Origin of the sequence: Stratiformator vulcanicus, from assembly GCF_007744515.1 — a bacterium.
GTDB lineage: Bacteria > Planctomycetota > Planctomycetia > Planctomycetales > Planctomycetaceae > Stratiformator > Stratiformator vulcanicus.
Window position 1 is genome coordinate 4,901,971 of record NZ_CP036268.1, and the last position, 17,597, is coordinate 4,919,567.

A 17,597-nucleotide genomic window follows, 5' to 3' on the forward strand; every position below is an offset into this window, starting at 1 on the left:
AATTCCGGCGACGGAGGTGTTCGGCGCGGAGTTTAGGTCCGGCGGCAAGTCGCTGTCAATACGGGGCTTACGACAATTTATCGACGTAACTATTTTACAAATCTCGACTTATGCCACCGATTCGCTTCAAGAAGCGGAATGGCAGCGAGCACCGCGATCGCAGGGACCAGCGGAGCTCTCATCCGAGCATTCGCCCAGTAAAGGGTATGGACGGCCGTGAACGCTAAGATCAACAGGATCGCCGGAAGGAACTGCCTACGCCGTCGCAGTGCGACGAGCACAAGTCCTATAGCCGCAAGGAGAAACACGGCGGCGTTCCAAATCCCGACGCCCCAGATCGCAATTGCCGGAATGCCCTCACGGGCGGGGCCGATCGGGACCGGCGACCAGAGGCGGGAGAGGCGCAATATGATCGCCCGCGCCGCCCCGCTTGGATCACGGCGGATGTTCACAATCGCCCGCTTGCGTTGATACGAGTCGATATGGAGCTCTACGAGGGGTGAGTTCGGATCAAGCTCTTTAGTGATATCAAATGGGTAGTCAGCAGGTTCAAACTCAAGGGGCCGAAAATCTGCCCTCTTCCCGTCGAGATCAGCAAAGCAATGGTAGATGAACGGGTGATCGATGGACGATTGAAGGAATTGCCAGCGGTGCAGGCTCTCCGCAGACCAAACGGTCCCCATCGGCTGCCGGACGACCTCGTTGTAGAACGTCGGATTGTTCCCAAGTAGCAGCGTGTAGCCGCCGTGCGTCGTCAGCATGACAGGCCGGTTGAAGACCATCGTGTTTCGGATCACCCACGGATTGATCGCCAGGCTGAACCCCAGAACGATCATCGCCGGAGCGAGAAGCCGAACCTGCCCGCGGACGAGCGAGCGAACATTCCAAAACGCCCATAGCGCAGCGGCCAACAAGCCGAACGCCGCAAACGTCGGTCGGCACAACACGCAGAGTCCGAAGACGACCCCGATTGCCAACGGCAGGCCGTATTTGCGGAGAACCGGTACCGGTCTCCAAGAGTCGCCCTCATCGAAGCCCCGACTGGTAAGGAGGGGATCATCTGACGGCGAAAGTTTTTCTTCGCTCATCGAACCGTTGTCCCCGATCCGCTTCCTGCCGGGCGCGGCTGCATTGGGTGTCACGCTCAGCATCGAAATCAGCCACAGCAGCAGCGCTGCGAGAAAGGCGGAGAACACCTCAGTCATCACGTAGGCCGTGTACCGAAGCAAAATCGGGTCGAGCGCGACGATCAGCGCCGCGGCGTAAGACCAATTGCCCAATCCGAGATTACGACACGTCCGTTCGGTCAACAGCACGGTGGCGACGCCGAACAGAATCTGAAGGAACCCGATCGTGATTCCGCGTCCCACGGCCGAATCAGTCAGCCGATCCACCGCCACGTCTGCGGTGACGACGAGCGGATACAGCGGCGGGCGATACGCCCTTTGCCTATCGGTTCCAAATTCCCCGCGCTCAACAAGACCGGAAGCCAGCGCATAATACGCGTCGGGGTCCTCCGCAAATGAATCGAAATACCGGACGAAGACCGCCGACCGTGACAGGCACGCGATGACGCAAATCAACGCGATCCAACGCCAGCGGTGTCGAGGCGCACCAATAAACTTTTCCCCTTCCGATGCGGAGCGGGTCGCCGGGGTGGTCATCGAATTCTATCCTGTTCCAAGTCACTTCCGATCGTAGCATGACCGCCCGCCCTTGTTCAGCGGCACGGTATGAAAGCCACCGGCATCGCATTCCTGATCCGCTACCGCATCCCGCTGCTATTGGTCGCCGTCATCGCGACGCTCCTCGCGATCCGCCCGGCGATGCAGCTCGATTTCGACCGCACGATCGAATCGCTGTACGCGCCGGACAATCCGCGGCTGCTGGAATTCCAAAAAAGTAGAAGGCTGTTCGGCGGTGACGAGTTCGTCGTCGTGGCGTGGGAACAGGACGACGCCCTGTCCGACGAAAGCCTCGAACAGATCTCGCGATTCTCGGACACGCTTTCTCAGGTCCCCGGCATCGAGCCGGAGAGCACGCAGAATATTTCCGACACGCTCACGCTGAAGAATTTCGACTCGGCGATCGGGTCGTCATTCGGCCCCTTCCAAGTCTTCGCCCGACGGGCCGCGCAGATCACGATGCGAAAGCGGTTGATCGCGTTATCCCGCGGACTGCTGATCGGGGAGGACGACCGGACCGTTGCGGTGGTCCTCCGCCTAAAATCAGCCGATGACGCGACAGTTGATCGAGCCGTCACCTATCGCCGCATTCGCGAATTAGCCGCGGAGCACGACCCGAAGGCGTATGTCGCGGGCGAGCCGATTCAGGTTTACGACGCCTTCCGCTATGTCGAGGAAGACGGCTTCAACCTGTTTCTGGTCTCTTTCGTATTGCTTGGCGTCGGCCTGCTGATTCTGTTTCAGAATTTGCGCTGGGTCACCCTGCCGCTGCTGATCGTGGTGGCCTCTGTCTTATGGACGCGCGGCCTGTTGGTACTCGCGGGCGCGCGTTTGAGCATGGTCAGTTCCATGCTCAATGCCTTGCTCACGATTATCGGGGTCGCCGCCGTCGCCCATATTGCCGTGCGATTTCGCGCCGAACGCGTGAATCACTCGGCTCAGGCGGCGCTGTACCGTACGCTGCGGGTGCTCGGCGGGCCGATCTTCTGGGCCGCGGCGACGACGGCGATCGGCTTTCTCTCGCTCACCGTCAGCAATATCACGCCGGTTCGCAGTTTCGGTCTGATGATGGCCCTGGGCACCGGGCTGGTCCTCCTCGCGACGGCCCTCTATACGCCCGGGACGATCCTGCTGGCCAAGAAATGGGTCGACCTGAAAAGCCCGCCGGCCGAGGGGGCATTGATCGCGACGCTGCTCTTAACCGCGCGCACGGTGCGGCGGTTTCCCCTAATGATCGGGGCCGGGACAGCCGTACTCATCATCGCGTCGGTCGCCGGGATGTTTCGCTTAAACGTCGAGACCGATTTCAGCAAGAACTTCCGCGAAGACAGCCCGGTCATCGTCGCCCTTAATTTTATCGAAGACCGGCTCGGCGGAGCAGGCTCGTGGGAGGTCAACTTCGAAGCGCCCGATGAGCTGACAAAAGACTATCTCGACCGAACGCGGGACCTGAGCCAGCGACTCAAATCTTTAACAATTGAAGGCAATGAAGAGCCGCTGACGAATGTCGTTTCTTTAACGGACGGACTCGACCTGATTCCTCCGATCATTTCAAGCGACTTACCCGAAGGAAATTTGAAGCTCCTTAGCGGCTTGCAACCCGAATTGGTACCGAGCCTTTACAATCGCGAAGCGGGACGCATGCGAATCATCTTAAGATCCGCCGAGCGAACCCAGTCTTCGGAAAAGAAACGAATCATTGATGCGGTCGCGCAAGAGGCCCGGCAGGTTTTCCCTGACGCCAAAGTGTCCGGCATTTATGTCTTGCTGACATTCTTAATCGAAAGCCTGCTCGCCGATCAGTTTTTAAGCTTCGGCGTCGCCGCCTGCGGGGTCATCGCGATGACCGGAATTGCGCTGCGAAGCGTTTCACTGGCGATCCTCTCGATCGTGCCGAATGTATTCCCGATCGCGATCGTCCTCGGCGGCATGGGTTGGCTGGGACTGACAATTAATCTTGGCACGGCGATGATCGCCAGCGTGTCGATCGGGCTGACGATCGACAGCAGCATCCATTACCTCACCGGTTTCCAATCCGCCAGGCGACGTGGCTGCTCCGTTGCGGAGGCGATTCTGGAAACACACAGCTCGACCGGTCGTGCCCTTGTGTTCGCCACCCTCGCCCTCGCGGTCGGCTTTAGTGTCCTATCGCTCTCGCACTTTATCCCGCTGGTTTACTTCGGGCTGCTGACCAGTTTGGCCCTGATCGGCGGACTGGCCGGAAATTTGATTTTGCTCCCGATGCTGCTCACGCTGCGATATCCGCAATCCGCAATAGTGTCGGAGCCGGTTCCGCCGACCGCCCCGGAACCACAAGTCATTGCTGAGTAATTCACATCAACACCGAGTCATCGTCATGCAGCGTTTTCTATTGTTTGTCATTGCAACGGCGATTTTGGTTTTCTCGTTCAATCGCGACGGCTTTGCGGATGCCCCGCTCATCGTCTTCATGATCGCCGAACGCGAATACCGGACCGAAGAAACGCTTCCGGATTTCTTCGAGGAAGAACTGGAGCCACGCGGTTTTCGGGCCGAGTTTGTGTTCGCTTCCGAAGAGCATCCGAATCAATTTAACAATTTGGAACAACTCAGCGAAGCCGACCTTCTCGTGCTCAGTGTCCGCCGGCGGACGCCAGCCGAGCGGCAACTTGACTTGATCCGCAAATATCTTAATGGCGGCGGCCCGGTGGTGGGACTTCGCACCGCCAGTCACGCGTTTCACCAACGGAGGTTAGCGCCGCCCGCAGGGCACAGTGAGTGGAAGACCTTTGATCGCGACGTGTTCGGCGGAAACTACACCAACCACTACCCGGCCGACCTCAAGTGTATCGTCTCGTCCGAAAGTACGAGCGAGAAGCATCCCATATTGAAGGGCATCGAAACTCCTTTTCGGGCGCATGGGTCGCTCTATAAGACGTCACCCCTTGAGAAAGGGACGACCGTCTTGCTCCGCGGAAGCGTGGAGGACAATAACAGCGAACCGCTCGCTTGGACGCACGCCTACCGTGGCGGCCGAGTGTTCTACACATCCCTCGGGCACCCGAAGGACTTCTTGCAGCCGGAATTCAAGAGGCTGCTCCGCAATGCGATCGAGTGGGCGATCGACAAAGACGACCCCTCGTCACCGATCGACTGACTCCGTCGACTCTTTGCGACGACTCGCCTCAAATCGCCGCTTCGCCCTCGCCGATGCGATCGAAGATCACGTCGATCACCTTCTCGTGCAGTCCCAGCGGCGGACAGACGTGAAAGCGGACGTTCGGATATTTCGCCACAAACTGTTTGCAGAAATCGTCAAGATCACTGGCGACGTGACGCCCCATCGATAGGAAGTATGGCGACATCAAGACGGTCGTCGCGCCCCGTTCGACGCACCGCGCGGCACCCTGCGGGATGTCCGGCTCGGCTAATTCGAGAAATCCGATCTCGACGATCGAATACGAGCCTCGCTCCGACACAATGGTAGCGAGCTTGTGCAGGTCATCGTTCGCCTCTTTGCGTCGGCTTCCGTGGGCGATCAACAGGACAGCGGTCGACATAGTGCGATCAAAGTTGGAGTGCCGCAGGTGGCCCGGCGGTGGATTGCGCGGGACGGTCATGCGATGATGCATTGAGGTGATATTAGCGTGTGGGCGGATTCGGACCGCCCTGGAATTTCCGATCAGCGGGAAACAAGCCCCATGACGCCTTCGCAGGTCGGCCCTTACCGAATCGAAGAGCAACTCGGCTCCGGCGGAATGGGAGACGTCTATCTTGGAGTGCATGAGGAGTTGGGCCGCCGCGCCGCCGTAAAGGTACTTCCCGCCTCGCTGGCTCGCGAACCCGGGTTTGTCTCCCGCTTCGAACGCGAAATCGACGCGATGCGTCGACTCAACCAGCCGAATATCGTCCGAGTATTCGAAAGCGGCACCGAAGACGGCATCTATTTTCTCGCCATGGAATATGCCGAAGGCGAGACGCTCCTGTCGATTCTCCGACGCGAAAAGAAGCTTCCCTGGCGACAGGTGATCGCGATTTCGATTCAGGTCTGTTCGGCCCTCAAACACGCCCACGACGTCGGCATCATCCACCGTGACATCAAACCGAGCAATTTGATGATTGCCGATAACGGCACCGTCAAGCTGCTCGACTTCGGCGTGGCCCAGGTCTTTGCCGGGACAAAGCTCACCGCGACGGGTGGCATCATCGGAACGGCCGAGTACATGTCGCCCGAACAGGCCGAGGGGAAGCGGGCGACCAAACAGAGCGACCTCTATTCGCTCGGCGCGCTGATGTACGTGATGCTGACCGGGCGCCCGCCATTCAGCGGCAACACAATGCTCGACGTCATCCGCCAGCACCGCTACGGACAATTCGACCGACCGCGTCGATACACCGAAGATATTCCGATCTGGCTGGACGACCTCGTCTGCTCGCTGTTGGAGAAAGCCCCTTCGAAGCGGCCGCCCAACGCCTTCGTGCTGTCGCGCCGGCTGAAAGAAATCATTCCGAAAGTCGAACTGTCGACCGGACAATCCGAGCAGCCGCCGGTCGAGGATACAACGGTCGATGGGCCGATCGATGATCCCTCGTCGGAGTTTCAAGGTAACGATCTGCCGACGCAGACAGCGCCCGGCACAACGGAGAGTGCCCCGATGGGCTCCCGGGGTCCCGGCGAAGCCACCCTTGTCAGTTCACTCATGCGGGCGGAGATCGAAGCCGAGGCGAACTCGCCGCTCCGTCGATTCTTCGACAACACCTGGGTGCTCATTTCGCTGCTGATCATCGTCATTTTGGGCGGTTACGCGTGGATCCAATATCACCACGTGACGCCGGAAGAACGGTTCGAGATTGCCGAACGCGTCCTTTCCGAACCGCCCAGCAATCGTTGGTTGGTCGCCCGAAGCGATCACCTTCGTCCGCTGCTTGAAATCGACCCGGAAAAATGGGGGCCGAAAGTCGATCCGCTATTGCGGCAGATTGCCGAATGGCAGGCTGTGACGGGCGCCGGACAATCGAGGCTTGACCGTACTCCGCCAACCTTGGGAGTAACGGACGAATCGACTGGAAATACCCAAGGCCCCGCACCTCCGGCCGAAGCGGATCGCGATCCCTCTGCAGGAGAACCCGCCCCGAGCGATCGGCTATTGAGCGGCGAACCGCAGCGTATTCTTGATGAGGTCGAAGCCAAGCTCGAGCAAGGTGACATTCTCGGAGCCACCGCTCAACTGGGGTCACTCCGTGATCTATTGGCTGGATTTGAGGACGATCGCTTCGAAGCCGCACGTCAACGGCTCAACGAGCTGCAAACTCGTATTGATGGGTATTCGAGTGGCGACAAAACGACGTCATTTGTCGATGCCGCGATCGACCGGGCCGCCACCGCAATGGCCGACTATGAACTTTCGGGCGAACAGGTGGAACGCACTCGGGCTTTGAAGATGTACGAGGCCCTGCTGTTTTTGTACGGTGACGATGACCCGGAAGTCCGCGACCTCGCCTCCGCGGCGATCCGCCGATTAGAAGGCGAACGGGACGGGAATGAACCCGCACCGTCGCCCTTGAATCGGCCGTCCCCTCCGAATCCGTCAGACACCAAAGATTTAACAGCCCCCGAAGATCAAACAGCCCCCGAAGCATCATGAGCGAAACCGCAATCGCCCCCGGCGATGTCGATTTGAAATCGTATATCCAAGATGTGCCCGACTTCCCGAAGCCGGGGATCTTGTTCAAGGACATCACGCCGCTGCTCTCGGCGCCCGAAGCCTTCGGTGCCGCGATCGATCGGTTCGCGGCGCATTTCGGCGAAAAGGATATTACCGCGATCATCGCTGCTGAAGCCCGCGGCTTCATCTTTGCCGCCCCACTGGCCCTGCGACTGGGAGCGCGATTCGTCCCCGTCCGCAAGCCGGGCAAGCTGCCGCGTGACACGCACAGCTTCACCTACGAGTTGGAATACGGTGAAGACACGCTCGAAATGCACACCGACGCGGTGCAGCCCGGCGACAAAATTCTGCTGGTCGATGACCTGCTCGCCACCGGCGGCACGGTCAAAGCGTGTGTTTCCATCGCGGAACAGACCGGGGCCTCGATCGCCGGTTGCGCATTCCTGATCGAACTCGGCTTTTTGGACGGCCGGAAGGGGCTCGATCAATACGATATTTGCTCGTTGATCACGTATTGATTGGATTGGCGGGCGGTGCTGATTGATCGAAATTCTGCCCCGGGCTCGGTCCGCGGTTCTGTCGAACGCGCGGCTTTTTTGCTGCATCGATTAAACTGCGGTTCATTCGGATTTGCGGCTTGTGGGCCGCGGCCTCGCCGAAACCTCTCTTGACGGCACTCCCGCACCATTTCCTATGCTTGAGGAGATCGTCGGGGGCGCGGTGCGCGTCTTTCGGAGATCGCGGGCCCGTCATAGAGCAACCGAGCCGACTTCAGGCCGTCTTTCAGATAACGACTTCACCTCCGGCAAAATGACTCCGCCGGGACGTGCCCGAATGCGAATATCACAGAGGACCGCGGGATGAATTCCCGGTCACAACGCGAACCGCAGTCGCACTCCGAAACGCAGCGCCCCCGGCTCGCCCCGCCCTTCACGCATCAAAAGCCGCGACGCCGCCCCGTCGGTCGGGTTCACGTCGGCACCGGGGGGCCTCACTTCGGGACGTCATCACACGATGCCCCGGCGCCGCGCGGGTCGACCCTCCAGTCTGCGTCGACCCGTTCGCAAGCGGCACCACAATATCGCACCGTGCGCGAGGCACTCGCCGAATACGAACGACCGCGATTCGGCTCCTCGACCGATGAAGACGCGGTCGCACCCGCGTGGGTCGGGGTCAGCCGCGGAATCTCGCTCGCGCTAGGTTTGCTCGCGATTCTGACCGCGTTCGAATTCACGCTGTTCGGGCGCGACGCCAGCTCATTTTGGTGGATCGATCTCGCACCGCTTCCGCCCGATGCCGCTCGGATCGCAATGGGGGCTCTCGGTGGTCTGCTGACCCTGTTCGCGTTCTACCCGCGGTTGCCGGGCACCGTGCGATTTGCAGCGTCGCTCGCGGCGGCCATTGCCGCGGGGTTCTGCATTCGCGACTCGATCTTGTTTTACGAGGCGTTGAGGACCGGACGTTTCGCAGCCGGTCCCGCCGTGCCGCTCGATACATACTTCGCGGTGCTGCTGCTCGTCGCGATGGCCGGGCTGCGCTCCAAGCCGGCCCGCGGTTCCTTCGGTAATACGATTCTCGCGGCCATCGCGTTCTCGGCGACGGCGGTCGCCATCCCGCTGACACACATCTCCACCGCCGGTCGCATCGACGATCGCGGCCCGGTCGAACAGGTGGTCGCGTTGATCGATCGCGACAACGTGGAAATGTCCGAACTCGTGAGAGAGAAAGCGCGCGAAGTCACCGGCGAGGCCGCCTCGTTCAGAGTGGTCGAGTACGGCGTTTTCGAGCAAACCGATCCGGCAAGTAGCGGCGATTCCGTCATTGCCGATAGCCTCGATCGTGTGCCCGCCACGATTCGCGAGACATGGGCATCGGCGTCGTTACTCGTTGTGGCCGACGCGGCGACACTCGCCCGAGCGAGACTGCTGTTCGAAAGAGACGGCGTCCGAGTCTCCACCGTGCCGGTGCGCGCTGAGCTCTCTCGCGAAGATCAACTGCTCGGAGTTCGGGACGAAGTTCTCGAACTCGCCAAAATCTACGTGCCACTCCCCGCGATCAAGAAAGCACTCAAACGTTGAGTGTGATCACCCCGAAGCCCACGGGCACCGCCCCGTGGGTCCCCCGTTCATTCCGGCAACACGCCCACTACTTCTTCAGGGCCAGCGGAATGATCGATCCCGCGATCTTCAGCAACGCCAGCGGGATCCATATCCACAGCAGGTACCAACCGCCGAGCACCATCATTGCCACCAGCGGTCCGGCCTCAATGTCGATGTTCCGCGCCGGGTCTTTGTAGCTGAGCTTGTCGGCATGGATCAGTTCCTCCATGCGTGCTGCGGCTTTCTCGAAACCCTTGCCTTCGGTCACGATCGAGCCGATCTGTTCGAACACCCGGACGACCATAAAACCGGCGAAGATCAGCAATCCGATCGCGATCAGCAGCGACAACATCCGCAGCACGGCCATCGTCGCCTCAGCCATATCGAACGGACGAAACTGCTCTTCGTCGTTATTCGGCGTGTGAGGCTCTTCGGGACGGGTCGAAGACATCGGCTGCCTCGCTGAGAGTTGATCTCGCTGACGCGGACTGTCGCCATCACGATCGTGGCCAGGCGACGACCAAGCCGCTCCTACTCACCGGCGTTCGGAAGCGTCTGTTCGGCCGGTTTGATCGTACCGAACATGTGCCCGCCGACAGCGTCATGACGCCAGGTGCCGGCGTACTTCTCTTTGTGGAACAGCACGCGTGCTCCGAACGTTCCCATCCCGGGAATCGTCAGGTCGGTCAACGAAATGACCGGTGTGTCGTCGGCCCAGAAGACGTCGACCACGATCGGCAGGTTGAAGTCGTTCTTGCCGTACTTGATTCGAGCCGTGATCGCCCATTTGCTGTCGCTCAGTTTCTTAGCCGAGGCGATCTCATAGCGTTCCGGTCGCAATTTTTCGTTGTTTTTCCCGATAATCGTGAACGAACCGGTCATGACCGCATTCGTGAGCAGGTCGGCAAACTTTTGCTCGCGTTCCGACAAACCGCCTTCTGACTCGGCCACGTCGGTGTCGGGCATTTCCGGTCCGTCGGACGGTGCGGCGGCCAATTCCGTCGGCTCAACCGGCATGGGAACACTGTCGGTTGAAGCGCCTAACTCGTCCTGTTCGTCCGGCTCGATCGGTGCAACTGAATCGGTTGGGGCGGGCGGCGCAAGCGTCGGCTCTCCGGGAGTGACCGGGGCTACCGGCGACCAAGTGTCGGATTCCGGCACGAAGGGACGCGGCGGCAAGGCGGGCCGACCGATTTCGACTTCGATTCGTGACGGGGCCTCGTCACGGTCACGCCTGAGATCGTCTTCCGTCACCCATTCAAATCGAAACTGAAAGAACGGTTCCGCGGCAACCGCGAAATTCGAAGCGGAAACCAAGATCAAAATTGTAGCGATGCTGCGCATGGCAAACTCCTTCTGCTCGAACGACTCGGTCCCATGATACCCGTTGACGGGCCGACATCACATACTCGCTCACATTCTCGGAAGAACGGTTTCGGATTGCACGGGTTTTATTTTGCAGTCGTCCCCCCAGGCTTTATCGTGCGGCCATCATGAATAAACCCCCGACCGCCGCTACGCCGCCGATGTCCACCGGCACGCCCCCCGATCGACACCGCGCGACCGATGCTTTCGCCCGCCTGTGCGAAATTATCGCGCGGCTCCGCGCCCCCGACGGCTGCCCGTGGGACCGCGAGCAGACGCTTGAATCGATCAAGCCCTATACGCTCGAAGAGACCTATGAACTCTTGGAGGCGATCGACTCGGGTGATGACGAGCAGATCGTCGAGGAACTGGGCGACGTCCTGCTGCAGGTGATGCTCGACTCGCAAATCGGGGCTGACGAGGGCCGCTTCGACATCGTCCCGGTGATCGAGCGACTGAACGACAAACTCGTACGTCGCCATCCGCACGTCTTCGGTGAAGCGACGGCGGAGAAGGCGTCCGACGTGTCGCCCCTGTGGGAGCAGGCCAAGGCGGCCGAGAAATCGCACCGCGAGAGTATCTTCGACGGCATCCCCGTCGACCTGCCGCAACTCGCGCGGACGGCTCACGTCACGAAACGAGCCGCGAAGGTCGGCTACGATTTCCCGCACCGCGCGATGCTGTTCGACAAGCTGAAAGAAGAACTCGCCGAACTGGCCGAGCACCTCTTCGAAGACGGCGACATCCCCGACGTCCCCGCCTCGGTTGATGCCGAGGTCACGCCCGATGCCCCACTGCCCGACGACGCGACGCGGCAAGAGGTTGAAGGCGAGATCGGCGACGTGCTGTTCGTCGTCGCCAACATCGCCCGCCGTTGGGGGATCAACCCTGAAGAAGCGCTTCGTAAGAGCAATCGAAAATTCATCAACCGCGTGAAATTCATCGAAGACGAGCTCCGCCGCGAAGGCCGCGACGTCAACTCGGCGTCACTCATCGAGATGGAAGAAATCTACCAGCGCGGGAAACGGTTAGAGCGCGGTGAAGATCCCGTTTAGCCGCGACCGACAGGAAGCGCTTCGCTGCGTCATGAAACATCATCCTCAACCAGAAATTTCCGACGCTATTGAAGCCTGTGTCCAAGCAGGCTGGCGATTCGATCGAGCCACTGGCGGACGCTCGCATGCCTACGGTCGACTCAGATGTCCTTGTGGAAATTGCATGGTTTTCGTGAGGTCGACACCGCGAAACCCGTACAATGAAGCGAGTAAGATACGGCGTGCTTTGACTCACTGTCCACGCGTTTAATCCAGGAAAACACATGCGATGGGTATTTGACCTTTTTATCGACGGCGTCGACTGTGGCTCGGAGAGTTTTGCAGAACAACTCTTCGCATCCTCGGAGGATGCTTCGCCGGGCATGTGTTCCGGACGGCACCTGATCAGCTTCGATCGAGAGGCGTCGACCTTGGACGAGGCGGTACGAACAGCCGTTGCGGATCTCCGCCGCTTTGCTCCAAACGTCGAAATTGAAGAAGTTCGAGTCGAAGGCGACTCGATGCGCCAACTCACTGCCGCCACATGACCCGCCCGCTCCTCGGTAATCACAACCGCTGTTGGATTTGGGGTCGCAATTGCGTGCTCGAAACGCTGCGGGGCGGGCGGTGGAAGCCTTATGAGGTTCGCGTTGCGAGCGAGAACGATTTAGCCCCGACTGGTAAGGAGGGGATCGGGACTCGGCTTCACGATCGCGGCACCCGGCGTGATCCGCTTCCTGCCGGGCGCGGCTTTATAGAACGTGATGAGATCGTCACGCTCTGCAAATCGCGTGATATCCCACTCATGGACGACACGACGAAGGGTCTCGAGAAACTCTGCCGGGCGACCGATCACCAAGGCATCATCGCGAAGATGCCCCCCTTCCCTTACGCGGCAATCGAAGAACTAGTCTCTCAGCTCTCGAACTTAAATTCGCAATCTGCGTCGCCGCTGATTGTCCTGCTCGACCACCTGCAGGACGCGCACAATTTCGGCGCGATCATCCGCACAGCCGAGTGCTTCGGGATCGATGCGATCGTCATTCCGACATCGGGACAGGTCGGAGTCACCAGCCAGGTCGCGCGGAGCAGTTCCGGCGCGGTTAATCACCTCCCCATCGCCCGGTGTGACGACCTGACGGAGACAATCAGCCAGTTGAAGTCGGAGGGCTTTCGCATCGTTGCGGCGAGCGAGAAAGCCGAGGCGCGACCCGAGCAATTTGTCACCGGCCCGACCGCGATCGTGATCGGGAACGAAGGCGTCGGGATTACACCGGCAGTGCTTGCCGAGTGTGACCTCTCGGTCGCGATTCCGATGTCCGGACGCGTCGGCTCGCTCAACGCCGCGGTGGCGGCAGGAATTCTGCTGTACGAGGCCAGTCGGCAGCGGATGGAATCGAACCCCTGATAAACAGGCTTGAGTGCGGGGGCGTGTCGTCCCCGGCAGGGTCAAAGTCAATTGCTGTTGGCAACACATCCACTCTGAGAAACTGACGTGCCAATCAGCGATGCAATCGTCGAACGAGCATCCCGATGCGGGGGTGACACACCCCCGGCACCCGAGTGGCAGGCGCTCACTTCGCCTCGGCTCGTGCCTCGGGCTAGTATGCGGGAATGTCTCTCACACTTCGAAATCCTCACAGCGTCCTTGCGGCTCTCGAAACTCGTCCGCGGGATGTTTCCGCGATTGTGTTGCGCTCGGGAAAGGCGTCCGGCGCTTGGGGCGACGTAGTCGCACTCGCGGAGCAGCACGCGATTCACGTGCGCAGCGAAGGCCGGGGCGGCGGGCTGAAGCCTCGTGGCGGACCGAAAGACTCGCGGGTCGGAATTGCCGAGGCGCAGCTCAAAGAGCGAACACCAGCCTCGCTCGATGAAGTCTTGGGCCATCGACCGGACGAGGGCTACGGTCTCTGGATCGGGATCGACCGCGTGCAAGACCCGCACAACGTCGGAGCCATCTTTCGCACCGCCGCGTTCTTCGGCGTACGGGGCGTGATCGTTACGAAGGACCAGTCGGCACCGCTTTCGCCCGTCGTTTACGACACGGCGTGCGGCGGAATGGAAGCAATGCCGTTTGCGCAGCCGACGAACCTCGCGCGGGCTTTGCAACTGGCGAAGGAGAACGACATCTGGGTGCTCGGCTCCAGCGAACATGCCGAGCAGGACGTGTTCGAAGTTCCTCGCGACCGCGATTGGTTGCTGATTTTGGGCAACGAGGAAAAAGGCCTTCGCCGACTCACCGCCGAACATTGCGACATGATGTGCCGCCTGACTCCACGCGGCCCGGTCACGTCACTCAACGTCTCGGCGGCCGCGAGTGCATTAATTTCGGCGCTGTCCCGCTGAATCACGAGGCCAATCGCATTAAAGCCCACGCGGTGCGACGCGTGGGCTTTGCGATGAAACTCCTAACCCCCCGTGACCATGCGGGCGATGTCGAGATAGATCACCGTGACCATCAGCGTGAGGATAAATAGGATGCCGATATAGATCGCCGTCGTCATAACGCGTTCGTTCGGCTTCTTTCGCGTCACGCCTTCCCAGATGAGGAAGACCATGTGCCCGCCGTCGAGGACCGGAATCGGGAGGAAGTTCAGCACGGCCAGGTTCACGCTCAAAAACCCGAGAAACATTAGCAATTCCGCAAGGCCCTGCTGGGCCACTTCGACGGCGATCCCGGCGATTCCGAGCGGGCCTCGCAACTCACGGACCGACAGGTCTCCGGTAAATAAATTTCTTAACGTCAGATAAATGTCGACGATCGAATTCCGCGTCGAGGAGACGCCGAACGCCATTGCTTCCCCGGCATCCTCAGCCTGCAATTCCTGCACGAGCGGATAGAGCGCGAGCCCCCTCATCGGCAGGTGCCAGCCGTTCTCGAGCGTCGTCGACGGTTCAATTTCGAAATCAATTAATTTGTTCTCGCGTCGGACGGTTAACTTTACCTTGCGATTCGGAAATTTCTGCATGGTGTCAAACGCGTACACATAGTTTTCGACATCGCGGCCGTTATCAGAGTCGAGAAATTTGACCGTTTCGACTTCACTCTCAAGTCCGTCTTCCGGGGCACCGGGCGGGCGGGTGAAGCTGATCGATTCCAAATGATCATTGTTTTGGATGCCGGCTTCGTCCGCGGGGCTGCCTTCCACCACGCCAATGACGCGCTCGCTGATGTGATAGGCGATCCCGATCGCGGGCACGTCGAGCGGTACGCCCCGCTTCGGCAGTCCCGATTCCACCCAGCCGGGGCGATCGTTCGGCACGATCATCACGGTTCGCTCTTCGCGTTCGCCGCCGGGGACTTGACGAGTGAAGGTGACTTCGACTTCCTCACCGGCCCGATCGGCGAAGTAATGAGGCAGAATCAGCGGGTCGATTCCCTGGCCGACATCTTCGCCGTCGATACGAACAAGACGATCACCCGGTTTAAGGCCCGCTTTCTGCGCGGGAGAATCGTCGATTACTCCCGTCAGGTTATTCACATCGGCCATTAGTCCCAGCAGCCGGGCCGGTCGCGCCGGAACGTTAATCGTCACGGTCGTCGTCGAATCGTCCTCACCCGACTTACTTTTGCGCTGCACGTGATATTCAACGGACTGATCACGATTCGCAGCGAGATATTTCACGTAGGCCGCGAAGTCGTCGACCTTGGTATCGCCCAAGCGAACGATTTGGTCTTTCGACTCAAATTTTGGTTCCGCATCGGCGGCAGCCGATCCCGGCATTGCCGTTGGTTTTCCTTCAATATCAATGGCCGCGACTTTGAGATCGGCACTGGCTCCGACCCCCAGAAATCGGCGGGTCCCACTCAGGTCGGGCACGATTGTGTAATCGAATTCAGCGCCGTCAGAGTGCGTTCCTGTGATGTTGACCGCGTCACGCGACAGGGCGACGCCTCGGTTGAGGTCGGTAAAGGCGTTGACGTCGCGGTCGTTGATCGTCTCGATCACATCACCGAGTCTCAGGCCAGCCGTCCACGCGGGCGAACCGGGCTGCACCCAGCCGACGACCGGAGCCTGCCGCATCACGCCAAGCCCGAACGCGCCGGCGAAGAACAGCACCGCCGTCAGTACATTCATCGTTACGCCGGCGGAGATGATCAGCATCCTCTGCCAGACCGGCTTCGCCGAATACGAGCGGGGGTCTTCGGCGATCTCTTCACTCGATAACTGGCTCGGATCGGCGTCATCCTGCCCGAGCATCTTGACGTAACCGCCGAAGGGAACGGCCGAGATCGCGTATTCGGTCTCCCCCCATTTTTTGCTCCACACAACCGGCCCGAGGCCGATGCTGAAGCGTTCGACACGCACGTCGCACCACTTCGCGACTGCAAAGTGACCGAGTTCGTGAAAGAAAATAACGAGTCCGAGGCCGATCGCCGCCAGAACGAGAAAGGCCGCTTTCGAGCCAAGCCCGCCCATCGTCAGTTCGGCGAACAAGCCGGCGAACAGATCGGCGGCGCCGAATAGCGCCGAGAACGAATGCGGGTCGAGGGCCGTCAGGATGTCCACTTCATCACCTCCGTGCGACTCCATTGATCGACCCGTAACAGGTCAGCCAGAGCCGGATCAGGATCGAAATCGTGCGCGTCGAGCACTGCCCGGCACGCGCGAGAGATATCAGTAAATTTCAGTTCGCCAGCTAAAAACCGCTCCACGGCGGCCTCATTGGCGGCATTGAAGACCGCGCCGCTTGTCCCGCCCTGCGCGGCGACCTCGCGGCCGATCGCCAGAGCGGGAAATGCTTCTTCGTCGGGCGGTTCGAACTCCAGCGAGAACGCCGTCCGCCAATCCATCTGCCGAGCCGTCGCCTCGCAACGGTCCGGAAACGTCAGAGCATACTGAATCGGCAGCCGCATGTCCGGTGGAGAGAGCTGTGCCAGCACTGATCCGTCGACGAACTCGACGAACGAGTGCACGATCGACTGCGGATGCACGATAATCTCAATCTGATCGTCGCGCAAATCGAACAGCCATTTCGCCTCGATCAATTCGAGCGCCTTGTTTGTCATCGTCGCCGAATCGATCGTGATTTTCGGTCCCATGTCCCACGTCGGGTGGTCGAGCGCCTGCTCCGGCGTCACGGCTTCAAGCTCCGCCCGCGAGCGTCCGCGGAAGGGGCCGCCGCTAGCCGTCAATACGACCCGGCGGACCTCGGTGGGGGCGCCACTTTGCATTGCCTGAAAAATCGCGCTGTGTTCGCTGTCGACGGGGATGATCTCCGCACCGCTCGTCCGGGCCAGTTCCGTCACGAGCGGCCCGGCGACGACCATTGTCTCTTTATTGGCCAGCGCAACGCGTTTTCCCGCTTCGATCGCTGCCCACGTGCTTCGCAAACCGGCCGCCCCGACGATTGCTGAGACGACCGTATCGACCTCCGGACTCGCCGCAATCTCTTCCAGCACATCGGCTCCGAAGCGGAGCTCGGTCGGATCGAACGCATCGCGAGCGAGGTCCGCTCGTTGGTTTTCATCGCAAAGCACGGCCCATTTCGGCCCGAACTCGCGGCATTGTTCGGCCAGCTCCGTCGACCGGCTGTGAGCACTGAGCGCGACGACATCGAAGCGCTCGCGGTGATGGCGAACGACATCGAGGCAGTTGGTACCGATCGATCCGGTCGATCCGAAGAGTGCGATCCGTGGCATGATCGGCAGGAGTCGCCGCGTGCGGGAGTACCGGGAATGACATCGCCGCGACGACCGACCGCGACGCCCCGCCCGGGCAAAACGGCCCTAACAGCCGTACTGCAAGGATATTAGGCGCTACCTAC

Annotated in this window: 15 protein-coding genes; 9 read left to right on the forward strand and 6 right to left on the reverse strand. The window is 60.4% G+C overall.

Annotation, left to right across the window (positions count from 1 at the left end):
- Positions 1 to 89: 89 nt before the first annotated feature.
- Complete coding sequence (locus Pan189_RS19580) at positions 90 to 1,664, reverse strand: hypothetical protein (protein ID WP_145365770.1); 1,575 nt, start codon at positions 1,662 to 1,664, stop codon at positions 90 to 92.
- Positions 1,665 to 1,733: 69 nt separating this feature from the next.
- On the opposite strand from Pan189_RS19580, the gene Pan189_RS19585 reads away from it, so the two are divergent.
- Positions 1,734 to 4,016, forward strand: a complete 2,283-nt coding sequence (locus tag Pan189_RS19585) for an efflux RND transporter permease subunit (protein WP_145365771.1) — start codon at positions 1,734 to 1,736, stop codon at positions 4,014 to 4,016.
- Positions 4,017 to 4,041: 25 nt separating this feature from the next.
- On the forward strand, positions 4,042 to 4,821 hold the full coding sequence (locus tag Pan189_RS19590) for a ThuA domain-containing protein (protein ID WP_145365772.1): 780 nt from the start codon (positions 4,042 to 4,044) through the stop codon (positions 4,819 to 4,821).
- A 28-nt stretch (positions 4,822 to 4,849) separates the two neighbouring features.
- On the opposite strand, the gene Pan189_RS19595 is transcribed toward Pan189_RS19590, so the two are convergent.
- Positions 4,850 to 5,224, reverse strand: coding sequence for a sirohydrochlorin chelatase (locus Pan189_RS19595; RefSeq protein ID WP_145365773.1), 375 nt, complete (start codon positions 5,222 to 5,224; stop codon positions 4,850 to 4,852).
- A gap of 141 nt (positions 5,225 to 5,365) precedes the next feature.
- Here Pan189_RS19595 and Pan189_RS19600 point away from each other — a divergent pair, with 141 nt between their 5' ends.
- The 3 genes from Pan189_RS19600 to Pan189_RS19610 all read left to right on the forward strand — a co-directional run bounded on the left by Pan189_RS19600 (position 5,366) and on the right by Pan189_RS19610 (position 9,408).
- Positions 5,366 to 7,309 (forward strand): serine/threonine protein kinase, encoded by a 1,944-nt coding sequence (locus Pan189_RS19600; RefSeq protein ID WP_145365774.1) that lies wholly within the window; start codon positions 5,366 to 5,368, stop codon positions 7,307 to 7,309.
- A complete protein-coding gene (locus Pan189_RS19605; protein WP_145365775.1) occupies positions 7,306 to 7,848 on the forward strand; it encodes an adenine phosphoribosyltransferase in 543 nt (180 codons plus the stop codon). Before Pan189_RS19600 ends, Pan189_RS19605 begins: the two co-directional genes overlap by 4 nt.
- 342 nt (positions 7,849 to 8,190) lie before the next feature.
- Positions 8,191 to 9,408: a hypothetical protein gene (locus Pan189_RS19610; protein WP_145365776.1), complete on the forward strand. Its 1,218-nt coding sequence runs from the start codon at positions 8,191 to 8,193 to the stop codon at positions 9,406 to 9,408.
- A gap of 67 nt (positions 9,409 to 9,475) precedes the next feature.
- Here Pan189_RS19610 and Pan189_RS19615 read toward each other — a convergent pair whose 3' ends face one another.
- Entirely contained in the window at positions 9,476 to 9,880 is a 405-nt protein-coding gene (locus Pan189_RS19615; protein ID WP_145365777.1) for a hypothetical protein, read from the reverse strand.
- 80 nt (positions 9,881 to 9,960) lie between these two features.
- Positions 9,961 to 10,773 (reverse strand): hypothetical protein, encoded by an 813-nt coding sequence (locus Pan189_RS19620; RefSeq protein WP_145365778.1) that lies wholly within the window; start codon positions 10,771 to 10,773, stop codon positions 9,961 to 9,963.
- Between the two features lie 149 nt (positions 10,774 to 10,922).
- Between Pan189_RS19620 and mazG the strand changes: the two genes are divergently transcribed.
- The 4 genes from mazG to Pan189_RS19645 all read left to right on the forward strand — a co-directional run bounded on the left by mazG (position 10,923) and on the right by Pan189_RS19645 (position 14,174).
- Positions 10,923 to 11,849: a nucleoside triphosphate pyrophosphohydrolase gene (gene mazG / locus Pan189_RS19625; RefSeq protein WP_145365779.1), complete on the forward strand. Its 927-nt coding sequence runs from the start codon at positions 10,923 to 10,925 to the stop codon at positions 11,847 to 11,849.
- Positions 11,850 to 12,112: 263 nt separating this feature from the next.
- Positions 12,113 to 12,376, forward strand: coding sequence for a hypothetical protein (locus Pan189_RS19635; protein ID WP_145365781.1), 264 nt, complete (start codon positions 12,113 to 12,115; stop codon positions 12,374 to 12,376).
- On the forward strand, positions 12,373 to 13,236 hold the full coding sequence (gene rlmB / locus Pan189_RS19640) for a 23S rRNA (guanosine(2251)-2'-O)-methyltransferase RlmB (protein WP_145365782.1): 864 nt from the start codon (positions 12,373 to 12,375) through the stop codon (positions 13,234 to 13,236). The genes Pan189_RS19635 and rlmB overlap by 4 nt, the downstream gene beginning before the upstream one ends.
- A gap of 206 nt (positions 13,237 to 13,442) precedes the next feature.
- The gene (locus Pan189_RS19645; protein WP_145365783.1) at positions 13,443 to 14,174 is read left to right on the forward strand and encodes a 23S rRNA (guanosine(2251)-2'-O)-methyltransferase RlmB; all 732 of its coding nucleotides are present in this window, start codon (positions 13,443 to 13,445) and stop codon (positions 14,172 to 14,174) included.
- A 62-nt stretch (positions 14,175 to 14,236) separates the two neighbouring features.
- Here the strand turns inward: Pan189_RS19645 and Pan189_RS19650 are convergent, their stop codons facing one another.
- Positions 14,237 to 16,339 (reverse strand): site-2 protease family protein, encoded by a 2,103-nt coding sequence (locus Pan189_RS19650; RefSeq protein ID WP_310820809.1) that lies wholly within the window; start codon positions 16,337 to 16,339, stop codon positions 14,237 to 14,239.
- Positions 16,327 to 17,472: a 1-deoxy-D-xylulose-5-phosphate reductoisomerase gene (gene dxr, locus Pan189_RS19655; RefSeq protein WP_145365785.1), complete on the reverse strand. Its 1,146-nt coding sequence runs from the start codon at positions 17,470 to 17,472 to the stop codon at positions 16,327 to 16,329. The genes Pan189_RS19650 and dxr overlap by 13 nt, the downstream gene beginning before the upstream one ends.
- Positions 17,473 to 17,597: the final 125 nt, after the last annotated feature.

What these genes read in the sequence shown, in the direction of transcription:
- Pan189_RS19620 (WP_145365778.1), bottom strand. Translation starts at nt 10,773, where the DNA reads ATGCGCAGCATCGCTACAATTTTGATCTTGGTTTCCGCTTCGAATTTC.
- Pan189_RS19585 (WP_145365771.1), top strand. Translation starts at nt 1,734, where the DNA reads ATGAAAGCCACCGGCATCGCATTCCTGATCCGCTACCGCATCCCGCTG.
- dxr (WP_145365785.1), bottom strand. Translation starts at nt 17,472, where the DNA reads ATGCCACGGATCGCACTCTTCGGATCGACCGGATCGATCGGTACCAAC.
- Pan189_RS19590 (WP_145365772.1), top strand. Translation starts at nt 4,042, where the DNA reads ATGCAGCGTTTTCTATTGTTTGTCATTGCAACGGCGATTTTGGTTTTC.
- Pan189_RS19605 (WP_145365775.1), top strand. Translation starts at nt 7,306, where the DNA reads ATGAGCGAAACCGCAATCGCCCCCGGCGATGTCGATTTGAAATCGTAT.
- mazG (WP_145365779.1), top strand. Translation starts at nt 10,923, where the DNA reads ATGAATAAACCCCCGACCGCCGCTACGCCGCCGATGTCCACCGGCACG.
- Pan189_RS19600 (WP_145365774.1), top strand. Translation starts at nt 5,366, where the DNA reads ATGACGCCTTCGCAGGTCGGCCCTTACCGAATCGAAGAGCAACTCGGC.
- Pan189_RS19610 (WP_145365776.1), top strand. Translation starts at nt 8,191, where the DNA reads ATGAATTCCCGGTCACAACGCGAACCGCAGTCGCACTCCGAAACGCAG.
- rlmB (WP_145365782.1), top strand. Translation starts at nt 12,373, where the DNA reads ATGACCCGCCCGCTCCTCGGTAATCACAACCGCTGTTGGATTTGGGGT.
- Pan189_RS19580 (WP_145365770.1), bottom strand. Translation starts at nt 1,664, where the DNA reads ATGACCACCCCGGCGACCCGCTCCGCATCGGAAGGGGAAAAGTTTATT.
- Pan189_RS19645 (WP_145365783.1), top strand. Translation starts at nt 13,443, where the DNA reads ATGTCTCTCACACTTCGAAATCCTCACAGCGTCCTTGCGGCTCTCGAA.
- Pan189_RS19595 (WP_145365773.1), bottom strand. Translation starts at nt 5,224, where the DNA reads ATGTCGACCGCTGTCCTGTTGATCGCCCACGGAAGCCGACGCAAAGAG.
- Pan189_RS19635 (WP_145365781.1), top strand. Translation starts at nt 12,113, where the DNA reads ATGCGATGGGTATTTGACCTTTTTATCGACGGCGTCGACTGTGGCTCG.
- Pan189_RS19615 (WP_145365777.1), bottom strand. Translation starts at nt 9,880, where the DNA reads ATGTCTTCGACCCGTCCCGAAGAGCCTCACACGCCGAATAACGACGAA.